General features: G+C 33.6%; 23 protein-coding genes. 16 read left to right on the top strand and 7 right to left on the bottom strand.

What is annotated here, in order from left to right:
• Positions 1–116 precede the first annotated feature (116 nt).
• Positions 117–2,843 carry a putative bifunctional diguanylate cyclase/phosphodiesterase gene (locus tag RCJ96_RS05820; RefSeq protein ID WP_416503890.1) on the bottom strand — a complete coding sequence of 909 codons (2,727 nt, stop codon included), beginning with the start codon at positions 2,841–2,843 and terminating at the stop codon, positions 117–119.
• Between the two features lie 427 nt (positions 2,844–3,270).
• Between RCJ96_RS05820 and RCJ96_RS05825 the strand changes: the two genes are divergently transcribed.
• From RCJ96_RS05825 to RCJ96_RS05840, 4 genes are all read left to right on the top strand, one after another.
• Entirely contained in the window at positions 3,271–3,660 is a 390-nt protein-coding gene (locus RCJ96_RS05825; RefSeq protein ID WP_074608244.1) for a VOC family protein, read from the top strand.
• 220 nt (positions 3,661–3,880) lie between these two features.
• On the top strand, positions 3,881–4,687 hold the full coding sequence (locus tag RCJ96_RS05830; RefSeq protein WP_074608243.1) for an alpha/beta fold hydrolase: 807 nt from the start codon (positions 3,881–3,883) through the stop codon (positions 4,685–4,687).
• A gap of 39 nt (positions 4,688–4,726) precedes the next feature.
• The gene (locus RCJ96_RS05835) at positions 4,727–5,302 is read left to right on the top strand and encodes a histidine phosphatase family protein (RefSeq protein WP_074608241.1); all 576 of its coding nucleotides are present in this window, start codon (positions 4,727–4,729) and stop codon (positions 5,300–5,302) included.
• A gap of 324 nt (positions 5,303–5,626) precedes the next feature.
• Positions 5,627–5,944 (top strand): hypothetical protein, encoded by a 318-nt coding sequence (locus tag RCJ96_RS05840; RefSeq protein ID WP_074608239.1) that lies wholly within the window; start codon positions 5,627–5,629, stop codon positions 5,942–5,944.
• 91 nt (positions 5,945–6,035) lie between these two features.
• Here the strand turns inward: RCJ96_RS05840 and RCJ96_RS05845 are convergent, their stop codons facing one another.
• On the bottom strand, positions 6,036–6,674 hold the full coding sequence (locus RCJ96_RS05845) for a YczE/YyaS/YitT family protein (RefSeq protein ID WP_001241263.1): 639 nt from the start codon (positions 6,672–6,674) through the stop codon (positions 6,036–6,038).
• A gap of 195 nt (positions 6,675–6,869) precedes the next feature.
• Between RCJ96_RS05845 and pepT the strand changes: the two genes are divergently transcribed.
• A complete protein-coding gene (pepT, locus tag RCJ96_RS05850) occupies positions 6,870–8,102 on the top strand; it encodes a peptidase T (RefSeq protein ID WP_074608238.1) in 1,233 nt (410 codons plus the stop codon).
• Positions 8,103–8,139: 37 nt separating this feature from the next.
• On the opposite strand, the gene alkA is transcribed toward pepT, so the two are convergent.
• Genes alkA through adaA form a run of 3 tightly spaced genes read right to left on the bottom strand, consistent with a single transcriptional unit; the run spans position 8,140 to position 10,155 of the window.
• Positions 8,140–9,051 (bottom strand): DNA-3-methyladenine glycosidase II, encoded by a 912-nt coding sequence (alkA, locus tag RCJ96_RS05855; RefSeq protein WP_074608236.1) that lies wholly within the window; start codon positions 9,049–9,051, stop codon positions 8,140–8,142.
• Entirely contained in the window at positions 9,048–9,578 is a 531-nt protein-coding gene (locus tag RCJ96_RS05860) for a methylated-DNA--[protein]-cysteine S-methyltransferase (RefSeq protein ID WP_074608235.1), read from the bottom strand. The genes alkA and RCJ96_RS05860 overlap by 4 nt, the downstream gene beginning before the upstream one ends.
• Positions 9,559–10,155 carry a bifunctional transcriptional activator/DNA repair enzyme AdaA gene (gene adaA / locus RCJ96_RS05865; RefSeq protein WP_074608233.1) on the bottom strand — a complete coding sequence of 199 codons (597 nt, stop codon included), beginning with the start codon at positions 10,153–10,155 and terminating at the stop codon, positions 9,559–9,561. The genes RCJ96_RS05860 and adaA overlap by 20 nt, the downstream gene beginning before the upstream one ends.
• 154 nt (positions 10,156–10,309) lie before the next feature.
• Here adaA and RCJ96_RS05870 point away from each other — a divergent pair, with 154 nt between their 5' ends.
• The 11 genes from RCJ96_RS05870 (at position 10,310) to RCJ96_RS05920 (ending at position 20,778) form a co-directional block, all read left to right on the top strand.
• Positions 10,310–11,068, top strand: a complete 759-nt coding sequence (locus RCJ96_RS05870; RefSeq protein WP_074608231.1) for an exodeoxyribonuclease III — start codon at positions 10,310–10,312, stop codon at positions 11,066–11,068.
• 299 nt (positions 11,069–11,367) lie between these two features.
• Complete coding sequence (locus RCJ96_RS05875; protein WP_001035495.1) at positions 11,368–12,333, top strand: iron-hydroxamate ABC transporter substrate-binding protein; 966 nt, start codon at positions 11,368–11,370, stop codon at positions 12,331–12,333.
• A gap of 27 nt (positions 12,334–12,360) precedes the next feature.
• Complete coding sequence (locus RCJ96_RS05880; RefSeq protein ID WP_001173060.1) at positions 12,361–13,368, top strand: FecCD family ABC transporter permease; 1,008 nt, start codon at positions 12,361–12,363, stop codon at positions 13,366–13,368.
• Entirely contained in the window at positions 13,361–14,383 is a 1,023-nt protein-coding gene (locus RCJ96_RS05885) for a FecCD family ABC transporter permease (RefSeq protein ID WP_416503889.1), read from the top strand. Before RCJ96_RS05880 ends, RCJ96_RS05885 begins: the two co-directional genes overlap by 8 nt.
• 14 nt (positions 14,384–14,397) lie before the next feature.
• Entirely contained in the window at positions 14,398–15,219 is an 822-nt protein-coding gene (locus RCJ96_RS05890; RefSeq protein WP_446699728.1) for an ABC transporter ATP-binding protein, read from the top strand.
• A gap of 18 nt (positions 15,220–15,237) precedes the next feature.
• Positions 15,238–16,065, top strand: coding sequence for an alpha/beta hydrolase (locus tag RCJ96_RS05895; RefSeq protein WP_074608226.1), 828 nt, complete (start codon positions 15,238–15,240; stop codon positions 16,063–16,065).
• 331 nt (positions 16,066–16,396) lie between these two features.
• On the top strand, positions 16,397–16,624 hold the full coding sequence (locus tag RCJ96_RS05900) for a hypothetical protein (RefSeq protein WP_000849103.1): 228 nt from the start codon (positions 16,397–16,399) through the stop codon (positions 16,622–16,624).
• A 291-nt stretch (positions 16,625–16,915) separates the two neighbouring features.
• Positions 16,916–17,218, top strand: coding sequence for a metal-sensing transcriptional repressor (locus RCJ96_RS05905; protein ID WP_000349636.1), 303 nt, complete (start codon positions 16,916–16,918; stop codon positions 17,216–17,218).
• A 188-nt stretch (positions 17,219–17,406) separates the two neighbouring features.
• The gene (gene copZ, locus RCJ96_RS05910) at positions 17,407–17,613 is read left to right on the top strand and encodes a copper chaperone CopZ (RefSeq protein ID WP_000436973.1); all 207 of its coding nucleotides are present in this window, start codon (positions 17,407–17,409) and stop codon (positions 17,611–17,613) included.
• 95 nt (positions 17,614–17,708) lie between these two features.
• The gene (locus RCJ96_RS05915) at positions 17,709–20,126 is read left to right on the top strand and encodes a heavy metal translocating P-type ATPase (RefSeq protein WP_074608224.1); all 2,418 of its coding nucleotides are present in this window, start codon (positions 17,709–17,711) and stop codon (positions 20,124–20,126) included.
• 172 nt (positions 20,127–20,298) lie between these two features.
• A complete protein-coding gene (locus RCJ96_RS05920) occupies positions 20,299–20,778 on the top strand; it encodes a GNAT family N-acetyltransferase (protein WP_074608222.1) in 480 nt (159 codons plus the stop codon).
• Between the two features lie 20 nt (positions 20,779–20,798).
• On the opposite strand, the gene RCJ96_RS05925 is transcribed toward RCJ96_RS05920, so the two are convergent.
• Together RCJ96_RS05925 and RCJ96_RS05930 are read right to left on the bottom strand one after the other, a co-directional pair.
• Entirely contained in the window at positions 20,799–21,071 is a 273-nt protein-coding gene (locus RCJ96_RS05925; RefSeq protein ID WP_001043904.1) for an HU family DNA-binding protein, read from the bottom strand.
• A 141-nt stretch (positions 21,072–21,212) separates the two neighbouring features.
• Positions 21,213–22,028 carry a formate/nitrite transporter family protein gene (locus RCJ96_RS05930; RefSeq protein WP_074608220.1) on the bottom strand — a complete coding sequence of 272 codons (816 nt, stop codon included), beginning with the start codon at positions 22,026–22,028 and terminating at the stop codon, positions 21,213–21,215.
• Between the last annotated feature and the right edge of the window lie 113 nt (positions 22,029–22,141).

Here is a 22,141-nt window from a genome sequence, read left to right on the forward strand (position 1 = left end):
TAAATGTATTAGTAACTACTTACATAAATGATATGTGAAGGAAATGAAAAGTTAAAAAGCACAAAAAAGGAAAGAGGAGACGGGCTCTTCTTTCCTTTTCCTTGTATGTATTTGCGCTAATGGTTATAACGAACACCTTTTTTGAGAAGAGTAGAAAATGAATCAGCATGAATAGGCTTGCTGTAATAGTAACCTTGAATAAACTGACATTTATTTTTTTGAAGGAAACTCACGTGTTCTTTCGTTTCTACACCTTCAGCGATAACTGACATTCCTAATGTATTTGCTAATGTGATGATCGTTTTAATAATTTCCATTCCATCGTCACATGTTTCAGACATTGTAATAAATTCTCTCGGGATTTTTAACGTATCAATTGGATATAAAGGTAAATAGGCTAGCGAAGAATAACCAGTACCAAAGTCGTCAATTGAAATGTGAACGCCTAAGCTCTTTAGTGTACGCAGTTTTATTAATGTTTCTCGCTCATCCATCATTGCAATTCGTTCTGTTAATTCAAGATCAAGAGAACTTGCTGGTAAACCTGTATTTGTTAATGTAGCAGAAATAGACTTTACAAAATCTTCTTGTTCAAATTCTTTAGCAGATAAATTTACACCTATTTTCAAATGTGAATATCCGCTTGTGTGCCAACGTTTCATTTGCTCACAAGCTTGTTGTAGTGTCCATTTTCCTATTGGAATGATTTGTAGCGTTTCTTCTGCAATCGGAATAAACTCGTATGGAGAAATAACACCTAATTCAGGATGATTCCACCTAATTAAAGCTTCAGCACCGATAATTTTGTTAGACTTGCTATCAACTTGAGGTTGATATAAAAGGAACAATTCTTCATTTTGAATTGCATTTGGTAAATCTTTTTCTAATCGCAATCGTCTTTCAATTTTTTTTGCAATTACATCATCATAAATAGAGACAGAATTAAGTTCTTTTGCTTTCGCATCATACATTGCAACATTAGCGTTTTTCAGAAGTGTAGCGGTATCGATTCCGGAATGTGGATAAATAGCGATGCCGATACTTAGTGATAAAGTTAATGTATGTTCATATATGACAAACGATTTTTCCATGCATTCAAATAACTGGTTGCATAACTCGAATAAGGAATCTTCGTCAGTATAGTTTTCAATTAAGATTGTAAATTCATCGCCACCGATTCTTGATAGATGAGTATGTGATGGAAGACATGATTGGAATCGCTTCGCTACTTCTTCTAATATGTGATCTCCTGCCGAATGTCCAAGTGTATCATTAATTGCTTTAAAGCGATCTAAGTCCAAATATAATAATGCAAACTCGCTTTCTGTCGTTTTACCATTTTTTATAATTCTTTTTAATTTCTTATGGAAAAAGGCACGGTTCCCAATTTTCGTTACAGTATCATGGAATGCTAAATATTTTATTTCTTCTTGCTGTTTTTTTAGCGCAGTAATATCTTTCATCATAATATAGCTTCCTGAAATTTGCCCGTCTATCATAATAGGGACGATGGTAACGTATAAAGAATAAGTAAATCCATCTTTATATTGAGAACTAAGTTGTAAGGATGCTGATTCTTGTTGTTTCACTTTTTCTAATGCAGATGCTAGTTTATATTTGTCTTCATCTAAAATAATCGAAAAACAAGTTTCACCAAGTAACTCATCCGTTGGTGCACCGAGTAGTATACTTCCAGCTTTATTTACATTTAAGAATACGCCATTTAAATCAATTGTAAAAATAGGGTCAGGATGATATTCATATAATGATTTGAATTTTTGTTGCTTTTGAGATAGAGCCTCAGATTTATGAACTAAATCTGAAGTCCGTAAAGTAACCTTTTCTTCTAGTTGAGCATTAAATGCCTGTAAACGTTTAGTTAGGGAATTGTTTTGCATACGTACAATAGAATGACGAATGAGTACGAAAATAAAAGTAATACAATTTCCCGTAATGAGAGTGGAAGATGATGTTTGTTCCTTTAATGTAAACCCGATTAGTATTGCAACAGCAAGATAGGGAAATACAACTAAAGCCTTTTTTCCTATTATAGGGTTTACAATGAAATAATTTTTATGACTATTACGATCTTCTGAAATAGATCCAGCTATTGCAATAAGTAATATAGGTATTCTATATAAAAGACGTAATAATGTTATCGTTTCAGTTGATAAATGGTTATGTAAGTAAAAATAAATATAGTTAAAAGTTGCAGAACTTATTAATACAAAAATAAAGATATAAATTTTCCGTTTAGAATTAAAAATTGTTGGACGGAAAAAGAGACTAACACCTAGTAGAAGGAATAATAAATCTGCAATTGGATATAGAAATGAAAGAAAAACATCTCCTAGTGAAAGAGAGAATATATTTAAATTTGGTTGATTAAATAAATACCACTCTAATGTGAATATGGAAGTAAGTACTATGCATATATCACAAATAAAGAATGCTTTTTCCCATTTATTGCATTCTTTTAGGATTTTATAGCAGAAAGCGATAAGACAGAAGAGTAGAAAAAGCATATAAAACACATCAGAAATAGTAAAACGATGTATTGGAATTTTGAAGAAGCTCTCTTGATATGTATATACTATTTTTCCTAATAAAAAACTACCAATTGCTATCGTGATACATATCCAAAATGGATTTGAACTAACTTTTTTAGAATATATAGAATAAATGAGTGATACAAATGTAATGGCTTCAACAATAAGTGAAGCGAAGCGTACATCCGAATTTGAAAAATGAGTGGGGAACAGATAAAAAAACATAAAATAGATTGAATAACATATTAATGTTCCAATTAATATACATAGTTGTAAATTTTTATTTAATTTCAATAAAATCACCTTCTTTAATTATGCACTATATTCGTAATATCTATACATAATAATATTATTTAAGAATTGTATCAGATTTCCTTATAAAAATCATGTTTATAAGGAAGTTTTGAAAAGTATAATTGCTCTAAAAAATGAGAAATATTGCATTTGATAGTATATACTGCATAAAGATTTTAAATAGAAATTGTATATTTAGTCATCTTTTGAATTGTAAAGGTTTTTTAGTGATTTGAAAGTAGAGATGCAAAATTGCATATAAAATGATAAAGGCTTTTTTGAATTTTAATTTTTGGCTAATAGAGGTTATTTTAAGTAAGACCTTTGTATGTATTTATTCTTATACTAATGAGTGATTTCAAAAATGTGTTATGTATGTACAATAATACGTAATCATGTATGAAATTTTTAGTATGGGAGGAAAATCATGAAAAATTTAGTAAAGTTTCGAATCGCACGTCCGACGGATAAGTTTGAAGAGGTTATAGCATTCTATGAAAAAGGATTAGGCTTAAAACGTATAGGTGAATTTTACGATCATGAAGGTTATGATGGGGTCATGTTTGGGCTCCCAGATGAAGAGTATCATTTAGAATTTACAAGACATATTGATGGGAGTCCTTGTCCAGCTCCGACAAAAGATAATTTACTTGTATTTTATATGAGTGAAGATAGTGAAATGAAGAAGGTGAGTAAAAGGCTGCATACATTGGGATACGATGAAGTGGAACCAGAAAATCCATATTGGAAAGATAAGGGGATAACGATAGAGGATCCAGATGGTTGGAGAATCGTGTTAATGAAAATAGAAAAATAAGGGGTAACGAAACTAATAAGAATAAGGTTTCAAATTATGATAGGGTAAAAATAGATCAGCTTCCTTCTAGGAAATAAAAATAGAAGGAAGCTGATCTGTTTTTAGTCTGAAGATTCAAATTTGACAATCAATTTTAGGGGGTGTAAATTGAGAGCGTGTATTCTTATAGGCTGGCTAGTGTTTCTATTCAAAAGGGATGTATAAATAGGGAGGGCTTTTTATGTTATGGCGAATTAAAGATGCGGAAATATACTATGAAGTTGTTGGAGAGGGGAAACCGGTTCTTATTATACATGGCTGTGCGCCCGATCATAGGTTAATGATGAAATGTATGGAATCAGTATTTCAAAAAGATGAAGGTTATAAGCGAATATATATTGATTTACCTGGAATGGGAAAGTCGAACGCTCCAGATTGGATAAATAGTTCAGATCATATATTAGAAGTGTTAACTATGTTTATTGAAGAAATCATTCCAAAGAAAGATTTTTTACTAGTAGGAGAGTCTTTCGGCGGATATTTAGCTAGAGGGATACTTTCAAAAATGTTTGAGAGAGTCAATGGACTATTATTAATATGTCCTGTGGTTGTTGCGATGCAAAAAGAAAGACGTTTACCGGATAAACAGATAATTGTACAAGATAAGGAGTTTTTAAATACGTTAACTTCTACCGAAAGAGAAGAATTTAGCGAGTTAGCAGTAATAGCAAATGAATATACATATAAGCGATTTCAAGAGGAAATTAAGCCGGGGTTAGATGTTGCTAATTATGAGTTTATTGAAAGGTTGCAAAAAAATTACTCTCTTACTATAGATTTTCACCGTAAGAAATATGAGAAACCTGTTCTGTTATTAGCCGGAAGACAAGATATATCGGTAGGTTATCAAGATATTATAGAAATTATTGATGGTTACCCAAGAGCGACATTAGCGGTGTTAGATATGGCAGGGCATAATTTGCAAATTGAACAGCCTGAATTATTTGAGAGTTTAGTAGGAGAATGGATTAGACGAACAAATCAGTAAAGTTTATAAAAAACAAATGAATATTTTCAAGGAGGAAGTATGAATACATATATTTATATGGTTAGGCACGGTGAATCACCAAAATTAGAAGAGGGTGAAAGAACACGTGGTTTAACCGAAAAGGGAAGTTTAGACGCTCATAGAGTAACAAATATATTAAAAACAGAGGGAATCGATACTTTCATTTCAAGTCCATATAAGAGAGCTGTATTAACGATAGAAAAAACAGCCGATTTCTATGAAAAAGAAATAATAATATATGAAAATCTTAAAGAATGTATGTTTTCCAGTGGTGATCAAGTTATATCAGATAAAGAAGTGTATCCGCTTGTACAGAAGATGTTCTCTAATCCTGACTTTGCACTAGCGGAAGGAGAGTCATATACGGATTGCCGGAGAAGAGTAGCGAAAGTATTAAAAGAAATCTTAATGGATTTTCAAGGACAAAAAATTGTAATTGGTACACATGGTCTTGTCATGACATTAATGATGAACTATTTTGATGAACAATATGATTTTGAATTTTTAATGAATACGTCAAAACCAGATATATATAAGATGGAGTTTAAAGAAGAACAATTAATGAATGTAGAGAGATTATGGAAAGCGGAATAAAGTTGGTTGTATGGATTTTGTTGTAAAAGTTACTTTTATAGCAAAATCTTTTTTATTTCAATAGAAAGTATTTTTATCAACTATTTTTAGAATGTTAAATCAATAAGTAATTATTCAGTTTCTGAATAATATAATTGAAAGTTGGTTTAAGTAAACAATTTTAAATGTGACAAAACTCCAAACGTTGGATTTATATTCAATAGGAGAAAAAGATGTAGAAGTTTGTCTTACTGTCCTCGTTTACTTTTTATTTCATTACATATAGGCTTTGTGGTGTAAGGGAGGACATCACCTTTACGCAAAATCTATAAGGAGGTCATTGTAATGAAACAAATTAAAAAGTTTGCGGGAGTTGCTTTAGCGGGGACGATTGGATTAAGTGGACTACTGTTTTTAGAACCAAGTGTAAGCGCTGCGGAAGTACAACAAGTGAAAAAGGAGAATTTCAATGCAATTGATGTATCGATGAATCTAAATGAATTATATGTATTAAGTGGCAGAAGCATTGATGTTCTTTCTGGAGATAAAGAAGCAATTCAGCTAAACAAATACACAATTCGTTTTAGTAAACCAGGGAAGTATGTGATTAAAGTAAATGGTTGTATTTATAACGATGTATATACTTTTATTGTGAATGATTAGTATATCTTCTTAAATTATGGAATAAAAAAGAAACACCCTATTTGCGGTGAGAATCGTAAATAGGGTGAATTTATTTGTATTAAATTGTACTTTAAACATGTTCACTAATTTTCTTTTTGTTATGTAGAGTATGTAAAAGTGTTTGAAATACCTTAAATGATTGCTGAAAGATTGGACTTTGAATAAAGGTATACAGAAAAGTTACGATAAAAACAGGACCCCCTAGCATAAATCCAATAACTAGTACAATGCATTCTACAATGATTCGAGCACGGCTAATAGATAGACCTGTTTTGTCGGAAATAGTAAGCATGAATCCATCACGAGGTCCAGCACCAATTCCAGCCGCAACATACATACCTCCACCGATACCTGTAATGGCAATACCAGAAAATAAAATGAGTAAGTTTATCCATAAATAATCACTAGCGTTTGGAAGAATATTTGATTGTAAGAAAAAGTCCATAATGGGACCGATAAGTAGTGCATTTAAAAATGTTCCCACATTTATATATTTTCGATCTACTAGTAAAGAAATGAGAACGAGACATAACCCACATATGACACTCCACGTACCAATCGTCCATCCAAACCTTTGGTAGAGAGCCATATTTAAAACTTCCCAAGGATGTAAACCGAGAAATTTTACTTTGACTGCAAGAGCATTTCCAAGCCCAAAGAAAATTAACCCTAAGAAAAAAAGAAAATAGCGAAAGAGAGTTAGCCTCATTTTTAAAACCTCCCATATTGTATAATTATGTATATTACATGTAAGGGTTTTAATGTACAAATTTTACGACTTTTCAGCCGGTATTTAAAATAGCTAAAATACAAATGAAATATATGTATTCACAGTCAAAAAAGTTAAAATATTTCGTCTCAAGGATTATAATAGAGAAAGAAGTATAAAAGGGAGTGAATGAATTTGAAACAAGAACTTATTGAAAGATTTACGAGATATGTAAAGATTGATACGCAATCAAATGAAGACAGTCATACAGTGCCAACAACACCTGGACAAATTGAATTTGGTAAGTTATTAGTGGAAGAGCTAAAAGAAATTGGGTTAACAGAAGTAACGATGGACGATAACGGGTATGTAATGGCAACACTTCCAGCTAATACGGATAAGGATGTTCCTGTAATCGGTTTTTTAGCCCATTTAGATACAGCAACAGATTTTACAGGAAAAAATGTAAAACCACAAATTCATGAAAACTTTGACGGGAACGCAATTACGTTAAATGAAGAGCTAAATGTTGTGTTAACACCAGAACAATTCCCAGAGTTACCATCTTATAAAGGCCATACGATTATTACAACTGATGGTACGACACTTCTTGGAGCAGATGATAAAGCCGGTCTTACAGAAATTATGGTTGCAATGAATTATTTAATACATAATCCGCAAATTAAACATGGGAAAATTAGAGTTGCGTTTACGCCGGATGAAGAAATTGGCCGCGGCCCAGCGCATTTTGATGTAGAAGCGTTTGGCGCTTCATTTGCTTATACGATGGATGGAGGTCCATTAGGTGGTTTAGAGTATGAAAGCTTTAATGCTGCAGGTGCTAAGTTAACGTTTAACGGAACGAATACACATCCTGGAACAGCGAAAAATAAAATGCGTAACGCAACTAAACTTGCTATGGAGTTTAATAGCTATTTACCAGTAGAAGAGGCACCAGAATATACAGAGGGTTATGAAGGATTCTATCATTTACTTTCTTTAAATGGTGATGTTGAGCAAAGTAAAGCGTATTATATTATTCGAGATTTTGATCGTGAAAATTTTGAAGTGCGTAAACATAACGTTGAAAATATTGTGAAGCAAATGCAAGAGAAGTATGGACGAGATGCAGTCGTTTTAGAAATGAATGATCAATACTATAACATGCTTGAAAAGATTGAACCAGTGAGAGAAATTGTTGATATTGCATATGAGGCAATGAAAAGTTTAAATATCGAACCAAATATTCATCCGATTCGCGGTGGAACAGATGGATCACAATTATCGTATATGGGATTACCAACCCCAAACATTTTCACAGGTGGTGAAAACTATCACGGTAAATTTGAGTATGTTTCGGTAGATGTTATGGAAAAAGCTGTTCAAGTTATTATAGAAATTGTAAGACGATTTGAAGAACAAGCTTAAAAAAGAACCAAGTAGTGCAAAAACGCTACTTGGTTTTTTAGTATAATACTCGCCACAAATAAAAAGTTGCGTAAGACTCCCAGTTGATCCAATTTGCCGCAAAATCTTTTATTTCCTGTTTAGTCGGTTTACTTTTAGAACCTGTTATATATTTAATTGCATTGTGCAAACCAACATCGTCAATTGGAAAAGCGGAAGGGAATCGTAAACAGCGCATTAAAACATAGTGAGCAGTCCACGGACCTATACCATGTATAGCAGTTAATTGTTTTTCAGCAATCTTTACATCTTGTGTTTGTAGTAAAGATTCTTTTGATAGTTTTCCTTCTGTAATAAGCTTTGCAATACCGATTAAATATTCACACTTACTAGTGGTCATTTTTAAGTTTTTGAGATCCTCTACGTGTAAATTGGCAATTGTTTCAGGAGAAGGGAATATCCAATGCTTTCTATCGTTCCATTCTACATAACTTCCAAATGTCTCGACTAATCTTCTTTTTAGTGTATAAGCATATGTGAGGTTAATTTGTTGCCCGATAATTCCCCAGGAAAGTGCCTCAAATAAGTCTGGAATACCTAAAGTACGAAGGCCATAATATTGTTCAATTGGTCTTTGAAGGAGTACATCATGTTTAGCTAATGTATAAAAGGGAGCTAAATCAGTAGTTAAATCAAACCATTCAGTTACATAGTTAGCTACAGCATCGTGTATCGGTTTTGCAGAGATATAGGCTTCTCCTAAAAAACGTATTTGAATAGTATCATCCGCATTCATACTAATTTCAACTAAAGGATTTACATCGTGAAAAGGGATAACTTTATAAATTTTGTTATCTTCAATGTGGAACATACATTCATTGTTAGAACGGGATAGATAGCGTAAATTTTCTTGAAAACTAAATTCTGTTGGAACTGTTAAAGTTAATGCGTTACTATATTCGGCTGTCATATGAATTCCACCTGTAATTTTTCTAATGCAAGCAATTCTTTCTTCATTTCTAATCCCCCTCTAAAACCAGTTAGTTTACCATTCTTTCCAATAACACGGTGGCAAGGAATCGTAATGAGAATTGGGTTGGCAGCAATAGCAGCCGCAACGGCACGTACCGCTGTAGGTTTTTGAATTCTATCTGCAATTTCTGTATAAGAATATGTTTTTCCATAAGGAATTTCACGTACCGTACTCCAAACAGATAATTGAAATGCAGTTCCGTAAGCATCGATAGGGGATGTAAAGGTTTCTCTCTTGTTTTCTAAATACTCGATAATTTCTTTTGTATATACTTGTAAGTAATCTGGACTATGGATCAATATATGTTGAGGCAGTTTTTTTCTAGCCCATATATTTACTTCTTCAAAGGTTTCGTTTTGTGATCCAATGAAACATAGTCCAGTTTCAGTTGCAGCAATATGAAACTTCCAATTTGCATGTGTAAGTAGCGTCCAATATATATAATTATTTTTGTAAGAATTCATTATTGTATCCCTCTTTCATTTCATTCTTTTTTCGATATTCAGTAGGGGTAAATCCAGTTTTCTTTTTAAATAAAGTTGCGAAATATTCTGGGTTTTCTATCCCGACGGCAGTACTAATTTCTTTAATGGGTTGATTTGTGTGTAAAAGGTGTTCTGCTGCTTTAACAATTCTGAACTGCTGTATATATTCTATCGGACTTATTCCTGTCATTTTTTTGAAAGTGCGTTGTAAATGAAAGGGGCTACCATGGCACATTTCCGCAAGTATGTCTAGAGTTAATAATTCATCAAAGTGTTTTTCGATATACTCTTTAATTTGTTCTACCCACTCTTCATTAGGTAAAGTGAGCCCATTTGGTTTACAACGTTTGCACGGGCGAAAGTTTTCACTTAATGCTTGCTCTGCATGATGAAAAATTCGTACATTGTTTTTATTCGGTATTCTTGATTTGCATGACGGTCGGCAAAAAACCCCGGTTGATTTCACGGCATAAAAGAATTTGCTATCATAGGAAGAATCATTATGAATAATTGCTTGCCAATGCTCATTTGTTAACGTAACTCTTTCATTGTGCAAAGAACATCACCTCTGAAATTAGTATAACCTGAATAAAGTGTGTATGTATGTATTCATAAATGTAAGAGCAAGATTACAAAGGTGAAAATATGCTTGTTTTTCTATTTTGTGGTAGCATGAAATTTGGAAAGAAACATCAAGAGGAGGACTATAAGTGAAGTTCATTTCGTGGAATGTAAATGGTTTACGTGCCGTTATCGCAAAAGGTGGATTTTTAGAATATCTAGAGGAATCAAATGCTGATATATTTTGTTTACAAGAGATTAAATTACAAGAGGGGCAAATTGATTTAAATGTAGAGGACTATTATACATACTGGAATTATGCTGTGAAAAAAGGATATTCAGGGACAGCTATTTTTTCGAAAAAAGAACCGCTTTCTGTTACATACGGTTTAGGCATTGAAGAGCATGATCAAGAAGGACGAGTTATTACTTTAGAGTTCGAAGATTTTTACATCATTACGTTATATACACCAAACTCCAAACGAGGATTAGAGCGTTTAGAGTACAGAATGAAATGGGAAGATGATTTCAGGTCCTATATTAAACGATTGGATGAGAAGAAATCAGTTGTTTTTTGCGGCGACTTAAACGTTGCCCATAAAGAAATCGATTTAAAAAATCCAAAAAGTAATCGTAAAAACCCTGGATTCTCTGATGAGGAACGAGAGAAGTTTACATGTATTTTAGAAGAAGGATTTATTGATACGTATCGTTATCTATATCCTGATCAGGAAGGTGCATATTCGTGGTGGTCGTATCGAATGGGAGCAAGAGCAAAAAATATTGGATGGCGTTTAGATTATTTTGTTGTTTCCGAGAGAATGAAAGACCAAATAATAGCGGCGAAAATTAATAGTGAAGTAATGGGGTCAGACCATTGCCCAGTTGAATTACATATAAATTTCTAAAAAAAGAAGTATCTACCTAACATTAGGCGGATACTTCTTTTTTAATTCAGTTTGTTAAAATTTTTCAAATCTTTCTTGAAATAATTGCATATTAAATATATACTTAGTAACGATAATCATTATCAATGAAAAAGATTATCAATGGGTGAGGTGTAAAAGAATTATAGCTTAGGGGAAGTGAACGAGAATGAGTTCTGGATAGAATTATTAATCTAATAAAATATATATGTAGGACAAGTTTTATATAGTTAAATTTTATTGAGAATATAGTTTGGAAATTCGAGAGGAGATATTTAAAGATGAATAAGAAGTTATTTACATTAGGTATGGTAACAGTTTTAAGTGTAGGACTAGCAGCATGTAATAGTGCGGATAAAACTTCAGGAGAAAAAACTCAACAGACAAAGGCTAGTGAGACGAAAAAAGACGAAAAACGAAAAATTACATATTTAGGTAAAGAATATACAGTGCCAGCAAAAGTAGATAAAATTGCAACAGCTAGTTTAGAGTCAATGGAAGATGCAGCAGTACTTGGAATTAAACCAGTTGGTGCGATTACGGTTGGTGGTAAATTACCAAAGTATCTGGAGAAAGATTTAGAAGGTGCGAAATCTGTTGGTGAGAAAATGCAACCAAATTTCGAAACATTACTTCAATTAAAACCAGACGTTATTACATCTAGTACGAAATTCCCAGCAGAAACAGCTGAAAAGTTTACGAAAGTAGCTCCTACATTCCCGGTATCACATGTTTCAACAAATTGGGAGGATAACTTAAAGTTAATGGGAGAATTAACTGGCAAAAAAGATAAAGCAGAAAAAATTATTAAAGATTACAATGCGGACGCTGAAAAAGCAAAAGCAAAACTAGGAGATAAGTTAAAAGACAAAAAAGTCCTTGTAATCAGACTAAGAGCAAACGAATTATTCCTATACCCAGAAGGAGTATACTTCAATCCTGTAATTTATAAAGATCTTGGATTAACTGTTCCAGAACAATTGAAAACTGTAAAAGCACAAGAGAAAATTTCATTTGAAAAACTTGCTGAACTAAACCCAGATTATATTTTCTTACAATATGAAACAACTGAAAATAAAAACCCGAAAGTGCTAGAAGAAATTGAAAGTAATCCAATTTGGCAAAGTATGAATGCTGCGAAAGAAAAGAAAGTATTTGTAAACGTTGTGGATCCAATGGCACAAGGTGGTACTGCTTGGAGTAAAACAGCATTCTTAAAAGAAGCAGTGAAAAATTTATCTAAATAATATATTAAGTAAGGTGCGTTGAATGATATGCAGAAAACGAATGCAGTACCAGTAACTATATTATGTATAGCACCCATACTCATCTTATTTACAGTTATACTTTCTATTTTGTATGGGGCGAAAAGTATTGATGCTGAAACGGTGTGGAACGCATTATTTCATTTTGATTCAAGCGATGTAAATCATAATATTATTATTACTTCACGTTTGCCAAGGGTAGTTGCAGCTCTTTTAGTTGGAGCATTTCTAGCCATATCAGGAGCACTTATGCAGGGGATGACAAGAAACTATCTTGCATCCCCTTCTATTATGGGTGTGACGGATGGGGCAGCCTTTGTTATTACACTTTGTATGATTTTTCTTCCGGGAATGTCATCAATTGGTATGGTTGTATGTTCAATGATTGGTTCTGCACTAGGAGCAGGTATCGTGTTTGGTTTTGGTTCACTCCTTCAAAATGGTTTATCGCCAGTTCGGTTAGCGATTATTGGGACAGTTATTGGAACATTTTTAAGCAGTGTGTCTGCTGCAATGGCTTCATACTTCCAAATTTCTCAAAATGTTAGTTTTTGGTTTAATGCAAAATTAGACCAAGTAGACCCTAATATCATTAAAATTACGATACCGTTTGGGATAATTGGAATAGTTTTAGCGCTGTTAATATCAAAATCTATTACGATTCTTTCTTTAGGAGAAGAAGTTTCTATTAACCTAGGGCAGCGTACAAAACTAGTTAAAGCGATGGCTATTTTATCAGTTATCTTTTTAACAGGAACGGCAGTTGCTTTAGTGGGGAAAGTTGGTTTTGTAGGTTTAATTATTCCGCACATTACTCGCTTTATAATTGGGGTAGATTATAAGTGGATTTTGCCATGCGCAGGCGTTATTGGCGGCGTTTTTCTAGCGTTATGTGATATTTTAAGTAGGTTTGTAAACTATCCATTTGAAACACCGATTGGAGTCGTTACCTCCTTAATTGGAATTCCTTTCTTCCTTTATTTAATCCGTACAAGAGGAGGAGAGAGACATGCTTAAAAGTTCAAGTCAACGTTTTGGAATGACGATGGGGATTAGTATATTTTTAATACTATGTGCTATTTATATTAGTTTAACGAATGGTACGTTTGATATTACGATTACAGATGTATGTAAAACACTCCTTAGAATAGATCCAGTACCAGACCATGATTTAGTTATTTTTGAGTTTCGTCTTCCGCGCATCATAATTGCTGGATTAGTAGGATTAGGTCTCGGTGTTGCAGGTGCTGTTATTCAAGGAATTACGAGAAATGGATTGGCAGACCCAGGTGTTTTAGGAGTTAATGCAGGAGCAGGAACAGCAATCGTCATTTTTATGTTTTTCTTCCAAGGGCAATTAAAAAGCACAGACTGGGTTTCTATTATGATGATGCCAATGTTTGGTTTAGTAGGCGGATTAGGTGCAGCTATTATCATTTATCTGTTTTCTTGGAAAAATGGTAAGTTAGATTCGCAGCGTCTTTTATTAACAGGGATTGCGATTGGATCAGGATTTGGAGCCTTTTCTATGTATTTATCACTCAAAATGAAGTCAACCGATTTCGAGATGGCTGCAGTTTGGGTGTCAGGCAGTATATATAGTGCAAACTGGAAGTATATTATTGCAATGTTACCGTGGCTTATCATACTGATTCCACTTATACAAAAGAAAGCTTATTTATTAGATTTATTTCAATTGGAAGAAACGAGTATTACAAGTTTAGGTGTTTCAGTAGAAAGAGAGAAATCAATTTTACTACTAAGTAGTATCGGACTTGTAAGCGCATGTGTTGCAGTTTCAGGAAGTATTGGTTTCATCGGATTAATGGCACCGCATATAGCGAAAAGACTTGTCGGTATTCAGCATAAGCATATCATTCCTACGTGCGGAGTAATTGGAATGTTTCTTGTAATTGCTTCAGACTTTATTGCAAAAACAGTTTTCACACCTGTAGAGTTAACAGTTGGAATCGTTATTTCTATTGTCGGTGTACCTTATTTCTTATATTTACTTTATAAGGCGAAAGCGTAAGAGGAGGAATAAAAGTGAGTATTTTAAGTGCGAAAAATTTAGAAACAAGTTATGAAAAGCTTACAGTGTTTCGCGATTTAAATGTGGAAATACAAGAAGGAAAAGTAACGACAATTATAGGACCAAACGGGTGCGGTAAATCGACACTGTTAAAAACAATGGGAAGAATTTTAAAGCAAAAGAGTGGTAAAGTATATTTGCAAGGACAGGATTTACATACAATTCCAACGAAAGAAATTGCGAAGCAGTTAGCGCTACTTCCGCAAACTCCAATTGCACCAGGAGAGCTTAAAGTAGAAGAATTAATTTCTTATGGACGTTATCCACATCGAAATAATGTAAATAAGTTAACTTCAAAAGATAAAGAGATGATTGACTGGGCATTAGATATAACGAAAACTTCTGCATTTCGAACGAGACAAATTGCAAATTTATCAGGTGGTCAACGACAAAAGGTATGGCTAGCGATGGCTTTGGCACAAGAGACAGAAGTATTGTTATTAGATGAGCCAACTACATATCTTGATATGTCTCATCAATTAGATGTATTACAAATTGTGGAGAAATTAAATAAAGACCATAATTGTACGGTCGTTATGGTATTACATGATATTAACCATGCAGCAAGGTTTTCAGATGAAATTATTGCAATGAAGGAAGGGGAAATCGTTACAACTGGTAGCCCAGAAGAAATCATTACAAATGAAGTGTTAAAAGAAATCTTTCATATTGATGCGCGTGTCATGATTGATCCGTATAATGGGTCTCCTGTTTGCTTCGGTTATGATAGCGTTGTATCTCAAGAAGAAAAAGTAGAAATATATGTAACAAGTTAAAAGGGGGGGGAATATAAAATGAACACTACTATTGAAAAACAGCAGATTGTAACATCTAATACTGAACAGTGGAACATGTATTCAAAATTAGATGGTAAGGAATATCAAATTCATATTTCAAAGCCGAGGCAACCAGCACCGGATTCAGGATATCCTGTCATTTACGTATTAGATGGTAATGCCTTTTTTCAAACATTCCATGAAGCGGTTAAAATACAATCAGTTAGAGCAGAAAAAACAGGTGTTTCACCAGCCATTATAGTAGGTATTGGTTATCCAATCGAAGGGGCATTTTCAGGTGAAGAAAGATGTTATGATTTTACGCCTAGCGTAATTTCAAAAGATGCGGCTTTAAAACCAGATGGTAAACCTTGGCCTAAAACAGGAGGAGCACATCATTTCTTTACTTTTATTGAAGAAGAATTAAAGCCGCAAATTGAAAAGAATTTTGAAATTGATAAAGGAAAACAAACATTATTTGGGCATTCACTAGGTGGTCTATTTGCTTTACATATATTATTTACAAACGTAAATGCCTTTCAAAATTATTTTATAAGTAGTCCATCTATTTGGTGGAATAACGAATCTGTGCTTGAAAAAGAAGGAAATCTTATAAATGAATTAAACAATGCAAAGGTTAAAACAAGAGTATTTCTTACAGTTGGTTCACTAGAACGAGAGCATATGGTTGTAGGTGCTAATGAATTGTCAGAGCGCCTTCTCCAAGTAAAACACGATCAGTTTCGGTTTACATTTTATGAGGCTGAAGGAGAGAATCATGCATCAGTTGTGCCGAGTTCTTTAAGTAAAGGATTAAGATTCATTAGTTACGTATCCATCGATTAAATGGTTAGTGATTTGAGTGAATCCACATTTTTCTATAATCTGTAGTAGGTTAGATAATAAAACGAGTGTTTAATAAAATGCAAACAAAAGGCTATGGAGAAATTCTCCATAGCCTTTTGTTTTGAGAAGTAGAATTGTCCTTTTTGAAAGTTTTGTTTCAACTTTTCGTCTAAAGAGACAAAAAGTTGTCACAATTCGGTCACAATTAGCATAAACATAAAATAGACGAAATGAACTTATTTCCAAAAAGGCTTAGTTTATTTTCATCATGATTCGTAGAGCTGAAAAGGATGGATGAAAAGTTCACTATATTCTCAAGGAGGTAGATCGTATGAAAACTATTCTCGCTATCGCTGGACTTATTTGGGTTTTATCGCATGGTATCCCAATTTATGAAGGAGAACAAATTCGCAGTGCTCTAAATAAAAATTTTAATGAATATCATATTATTGATCGGCAAGATAATGTTGTTACAGTTCGAGTAAATGATTGTTTTCATACGGTAACTGTTGAAGGAACTTCAGTAGTGAATGATACAAAAGTCTGTGATCAGCAATAATTATATATAGGAAGAAAAAAGTCTCGATTTACAAGTGTGAAGATTGAGACTTTTATATTTTGGGATGAATAATAAGCGGGGATGGACAATCCCCGCTTATTATTGTTTTTTGAAAAAAGGAAAGGGTATAATGAAAATTGAGACTGAGAAGCTAACAATGTGTTAAGAATAATCATAAAGCGGAAATATACTCATATGGGGTATCATGCATAGATATTTAATGCTATAATTGGTATACTCATAAAAACAGTTGTTTTATTGGATGAAGAGAAACTTTAAGAAGGTGATAATATGGATCATAAAGAGCATGAAGCAGTAACACATAGATCAGAAAAAGAAAAAGAACAAATTATAAATAGATTAAAGAGAATTGAAGGACAAGTCCGCGGTATTCAAAATATGATTGAAAATGATCGTTATTGCGTGGATATTTTAGTGCAAATTTCAGCGATTAATGCAGCGATGAAAAAAGTAGGAATGGGTGTATTAAAAAACCATACGAGTCATTGTGTTTCAGGTGCAATTAAAGATGGTAATGGTGACGAAGCAATTGAAGAATTAATGACAGTATTTGAACGTTTTTCAAAAGCGTAAAAACAAGCTAGTACGTAACTGGCTTGTTTTTTTCTTTATCCTTGTATGGGTGTGAAAAAGTGTGTGTAAAATAAACTTTTAGAAAAAAATTGAAAAATCATGACACAAAACCATTGATTACCTTAGGGGGGTATGGTAAGATGAAGTTGTGATTAACAAACAATGAAGAAACAAGAGGAGGATTTTAAATGGAACAGTTAACATTACAAGTTGAAGGTATGTCTTGTGGACATTGTGTAAATGCTATCGAAAGCAGTGTGAAAGAGCTAAACGGTGTTGAGCAAGTGAAAGTTCAATTAGCAGAAGGAACTGTTGAAGTTACTATCGACTCGTCTGCTGTAACATTAAAAGATATTGTTGCTGTAATCGAAGATCAAGGATACGATGTTCAATAATTATTTTTAAATATGGAAATAAATCGTACTTTATAGGAAGTACGATTTATTTTGCTAATAATTATACCTCATAAGGGTATATAGAGGTGAGAGACATGAATGAACAAAAAGAGGCCAATCTGCAAATATCAGGAATGACATGTGCGGCCTGTGCAAATAGAATTGAAAAAGGTCTGAAAAAAGTAGAAGGTGTTCATGATGCAAATGTAAATTTTGCACTTGAAAAGACCAAAATAATGTATGATCCCCAAAAAACAAATCCGCAACAATTTAAGGAAAAAGTTGAATCGTTAGGATATGGAATTGTAAGTGATAAAGCTGAATTTACTGTTTCAGGAATGACATGCGCAGCATGTGCCAATAGAGTAGAAAAGCGTTTAAATAAGTTAGAAGGTGTGAACGGGGCGACAGTAAATTTCGCTTTGGAATCAGCTACAGTAGATTTTAATCCTGATGAAATTAATGTAAATGAAATGAAGAGTGCAATTACGAAATTAGGATATAAATTGGAAGTAAAATCAGATGAGCAAGATGAATCAACTGATCATCGCTTACAAGAAATTGAGCGACAAAAGAAGAAGTTTATCATTTCGTTTATTTTATCATTCCCGTTACTGTGGGCAATGGTAAGTCACTTCTCATTTACATCGTTTATTTATTTACCTGATATGCTTATGAACCCTTGGGTGCAGCTAGCTCTTGCAACGCCAGTTCAATTTATCATTGGTGGACAGTTTTATGTTGGGGCTTATAAAGCGTTACGTAATAAAAGTGCTAACATGGATGTTCTTGTGGCACTTGGAACGTCGGCCGCCTATTTCTATAGTGTATATTTAAGCATTCAATCTATCGGTTCTTCGGAACACATGACAGATTTATATTTTGAAACGAGCGCGGTACTTATTACACTAATTATTTTAGGTAAATTATTTGAAGCAAAAGCAAAGGGACGTTCATCAGAAGCAATTAAAAAGTTGATGGGTTTACAAGCAAAGACAGCTACAGTTGTGCGAGATGGAACAGAAATGAAAATTTTAATCGAAGAAGTAGTAGCTGGTGATATCGTTTATGTAAAGCCTGGTGAAAAAATTCCGGTAGATGGTGAGATTGTAGAAGGAAAGTCAGCAATAGATGAATCGATGTTAACAGGTGAAAGTATTCCAGTTGATAAAACAATTGGGGATGTAGTAATCGGTTCTACAATGAATAAAAATGGATTTTTAAAAGTGAAAGCAACTAAGGTAGGAAGAGATACTGCATTAGCTCAAATTATTAAAGTAGTAGAAGAGGCTCAAGGTTCAAAAGCTCCTATTCAAAGGGTAGCAGATCAAATTTCAGGTATTTTCGTACCGGTTGTAGTTGTGATTGCTATTATTACATTTGCAGTGTGGATGATATTTGTTACACCAGGTGATTTTGGCGGAGCACTTGAGAAAATGATAGCAGTACTTGTTATCGCTTGTCCATGTGCATTAGGTCTTGCGACACCTACATCTATTATGGCTGGATCAGGAAGATCAGCTGAGTATGGTATTTTATTTAAAGGCGGAGAGCATTTAGAAGCAACGCATCGATTGGATACAGTTATTCTAGATAAAACAGGTACTGTTACAAACGGGAAGCCGGTGTTAACAGATGTAATTGTAGCAGATGGATTCTATGAAGAAGAAATACTACGTTTAGTAGGTGCGGCAGAAAAAAATTCTGAACACCCACTTGCAGAAGCGATTGTAGAAGGAATTAAAGAAAAGAAAATTGATATTCCAAGTTCAGAAACGTTTGAAGCGATTCCTGGATTCGGTATTGAATCAGTCGTAGAAGGGAAACAATTATTAATTGGTACACGTCGATTAATGAAGAAATTCAATATTGATATTGAAGAAGTTTCTAAATCAATGGAAGCGCTAGAACGAGAAGGAAAAACAGCGATGCTTATTGCGATTAATAAAGAATATGCTGGTATAGTTGCCGTTGCAGATACTGTAAAGGATACGTCAAAAGCAGCTATCGCAAGACTTAAGAAAATGGGTCTAGACGTTGTTATGATTACAGGAGATAATACACAAACTGCTCAGGCAATTGCGGGGCAAGTTGGTATTGAACACGTAATTGCAGAAGTATTACCAGAAGGAAAAGCAGAAGAAGTGAAAAAACTGCAAGCGCAAGGTAAGAAAGTAGCAATGGTTGGAGATGGAATAAATGATGCTCCAGCACTTGCTACGGCGGATATCGGTATGGCTATTGGAACAGGAACGGATGTAGCGATGGAAGCGGCAGATATTACGTTAATTCGTGGCGATTTAAATAGTATTGCTGATGCAATCTTTATGAGTAAGATGACGATAAGAAATATTAAGCAAAATTTATTCTGGGCACTAGCTTATAACGGTTTAGGAATCCCGATTGCAGCGCTTGGTTTCTTAGCACCTTGGGTTGCAGGAGCGGCGATGGCATTTAGTTCTGTATCGGTCGTATTAAATGCATTACGATTGCAAAGAGTGAAGTTAAAATAATAAAACTTTAAATCTATAGAGTAATTGCATATGCTTTTAAACAAAAAACAATACTTTGAAATAAGTATTGTTTTTTGTTTATATAGAAAGAACAAAGAAATAATAAAGCAGAAATATTGAATACTAGATGGTAGAAAAGTTAAATGATAGTGTAGTAAGGAGGTTCATATATATGTTAAAAGATACGATCATTAGAATATTCCATAAAGAGGATTTAGAACAAGTATTACAGTTGTTCTATGAAACAGTTCATACAATTAATGCAAAAGATTATAACGTGTTACAGCTACAGGCATGGGCACCAGATCAACTAGATAGGGAAAGCTGGTTAAAGTCTTTAGAAAAAAATATTAGTTATGTAGCGGATTATAACGGTATGATAGTCGGATTTGGGGATTATAATGAGGATCATTACGTAAATCGTTTATTTACACATAAAGATTATCAAGGGAAAAGGATAGCTTCATACATACTACAAAAGTTAGAACAAGAAGCAGTGAACTTGGGGCATAGGGGAATTTATACAGAAGCAAGTATTACAGCAAAACCTTTCTTTGAAAGTAAAGGCTTTATTTGCATAAAGGAACAAAAGAAAGAGCATAATGGTCAGATTTTTATTAATTATGTAATGAAAAAAATAGCCCTCTCGTAAACGAGAAGGCTATTTTTCAATTATTTTACAGCTTCTTTTAGTTCTTTACCAGCTTTGAAAGCAGGTACTTTAGAAGCTGCGATTTGCATTTCTTCACCAGTTTGTGGGTTACGGCCTGTACGAGCAGCTCTTTCGCGAACCTCGAATGTACCGAATCCGATAAGTTGTACTTTTTCACCAGCAGCTAAAGTGTTAGTGATTGATTCTACTACAGTTTGTACAACTACAGTAGCTTCTTTTTGAGAAATCTCAGCATTTTGTGCTACGTTTTTGATTAATTCTGTTTTGTTCATGTTTTTCACCTCATATGTAAATAATGCTATTTAAGTTGTTATTATAACGTATAAAACATTCGAGAACAAGTGTACGCACATATATTCATAAAAAAAATGGAATTTGTAATATTTTTCAGGATTGCTGTATAGTCGTTTAATTTAAGCGGATACAGATTTTTTCTTTAATTCCGTTTGTTCTTTAGTAGAAGGTAGTTTCTTATTATAAGATATGAAATAAGGTAACGCTACAAATAACATACCTCCTACTAAGTTTCCGAAGAAAACAAAAATGAAGTTTGGAAAATATTCAAACCAAGTTAAATGACCGGCAAAAATTGCAGCTGGGATGACAAACATATTGGCTACAACGTGTTGAAATCCAATTGCAACAAAAGTCATAACTGGGAACCAGATACCGATAATCTTTCCGATAAATTCTTTACTTCCCATACTGAGCCAAACAGCTAAACAAACGAGCCAATTACATCCGATTGCAGAAATGAAAGCTTGTAGTGGTGTATCTTGTAGTTTAGCTTGCGCAACAGAAACTGTTTTCGCTAAAAAAGCGCCCTCTGTTAATCCGACGATATGACCGAAAAAATAAGCAACGAATACAGCACCTATGAAGTTGCTCAATGTAACAATAATTAAATTTCGTATGAAATAAAATAAAGTAATTTTCTTTTGAAGCCAGGCCATGGAAACTGTCATCATGTTACCAGTTACTAGTTCACCGCCTGCAAGAATAACGAGAATAAGACCGATAGGGAATACAGCAGCGCCTAGAAAACTAGTAAATGATCCCCAAGCCTTTGGCATTGTTCCAATAACATGAATATCGAGTAAATACCCTAATGCTATGAAAGCACCGCCAAAAAAACCGAGAATTAGCATAGGGAGTAATGATAAATGAGCTTTTTTTCTTCCGGAATTAGCAGCAAGTTCCGTAATTTCTTCTGGTGTAAATACAGACATGAATAATCTCTCCTTAATAAAATGATAAAAGAATAAATGGAGCATTTTTAAGAATCTATGTATTATAAAAAATATGTTATGACTTCTGTATAAATTTGTCAAAGTGAGCAGGG

This window comes from Bacillus sp. BSL6 (assembly GCF_052928345.1).

Coding starts and splice junctions, on each gene's coding strand:
- RCJ96_RS05825 (WP_074608244.1), top strand. CDS start 3,271: ATGAAAAATTTAGTAAAGTTTCGAATCGCACGTCCGACGGATAAGTTT.
- RCJ96_RS05830 (WP_074608243.1), top strand. CDS start 3,881: ATGTTATGGCGAATTAAAGATGCGGAAATATACTATGAAGTTGTTGGA.
- RCJ96_RS05835 (WP_074608241.1), top strand. CDS start 4,727: ATGAATACATATATTTATATGGTTAGGCACGGTGAATCACCAAAATTA.
- RCJ96_RS05840 (WP_074608239.1), top strand. CDS start 5,627: ATGAAACAAATTAAAAAGTTTGCGGGAGTTGCTTTAGCGGGGACGATT.
- RCJ96_RS05845 (WP_001241263.1), bottom strand. CDS start 6,674: ATGAGGCTAACTCTCTTTCGCTATTTTCTTTTTTTCTTAGGGTTAATT.
- alkA (WP_074608236.1), bottom strand. CDS start 9,051: ATGACAGCCGAATATAGTAACGCATTAACTTTAACAGTTCCAACAGAA.
- RCJ96_RS05860 (WP_074608235.1), bottom strand. CDS start 9,578: ATGAATTCTTACAAAAATAATTATATATATTGGACGCTACTTACACAT.
- RCJ96_RS05875 (WP_001035495.1), top strand. CDS start 11,368: ATGAATAAGAAGTTATTTACATTAGGTATGGTAACAGTTTTAAGTGTA.
- RCJ96_RS05880 (WP_001173060.1), top strand. CDS start 12,361: ATGCAGAAAACGAATGCAGTACCAGTAACTATATTATGTATAGCACCC.
- RCJ96_RS05885 (WP_416503889.1), top strand. CDS start 13,361: ATGCTTAAAAGTTCAAGTCAACGTTTTGGAATGACGATGGGGATTAGT.
- RCJ96_RS05895 (WP_074608226.1), top strand. CDS start 15,238: ATGAACACTACTATTGAAAAACAGCAGATTGTAACATCTAATACTGAA.
- RCJ96_RS05900 (WP_000849103.1), top strand. CDS start 16,397: ATGAAAACTATTCTCGCTATCGCTGGACTTATTTGGGTTTTATCGCAT.
- RCJ96_RS05905 (WP_000349636.1), top strand. CDS start 16,916: ATGGATCATAAAGAGCATGAAGCAGTAACACATAGATCAGAAAAAGAA.
- copZ (WP_000436973.1), top strand. CDS start 17,407: ATGGAACAGTTAACATTACAAGTTGAAGGTATGTCTTGTGGACATTGT.
- RCJ96_RS05915 (WP_074608224.1), top strand. CDS start 17,709: ATGAATGAACAAAAAGAGGCCAATCTGCAAATATCAGGAATGACATGT.
- RCJ96_RS05920 (WP_074608222.1), top strand. CDS start 20,299: ATGTTAAAAGATACGATCATTAGAATATTCCATAAAGAGGATTTAGAA.
- RCJ96_RS05925 (WP_001043904.1), bottom strand. CDS start 21,071: ATGAACAAAACAGAATTAATCAAAAACGTAGCACAAAATGCTGAGATT.
- RCJ96_RS05930 (WP_074608220.1), bottom strand. CDS start 22,028: ATGTCTGTATTTACACCAGAAGAAATTACGGAACTTGCTGCTAATTCC.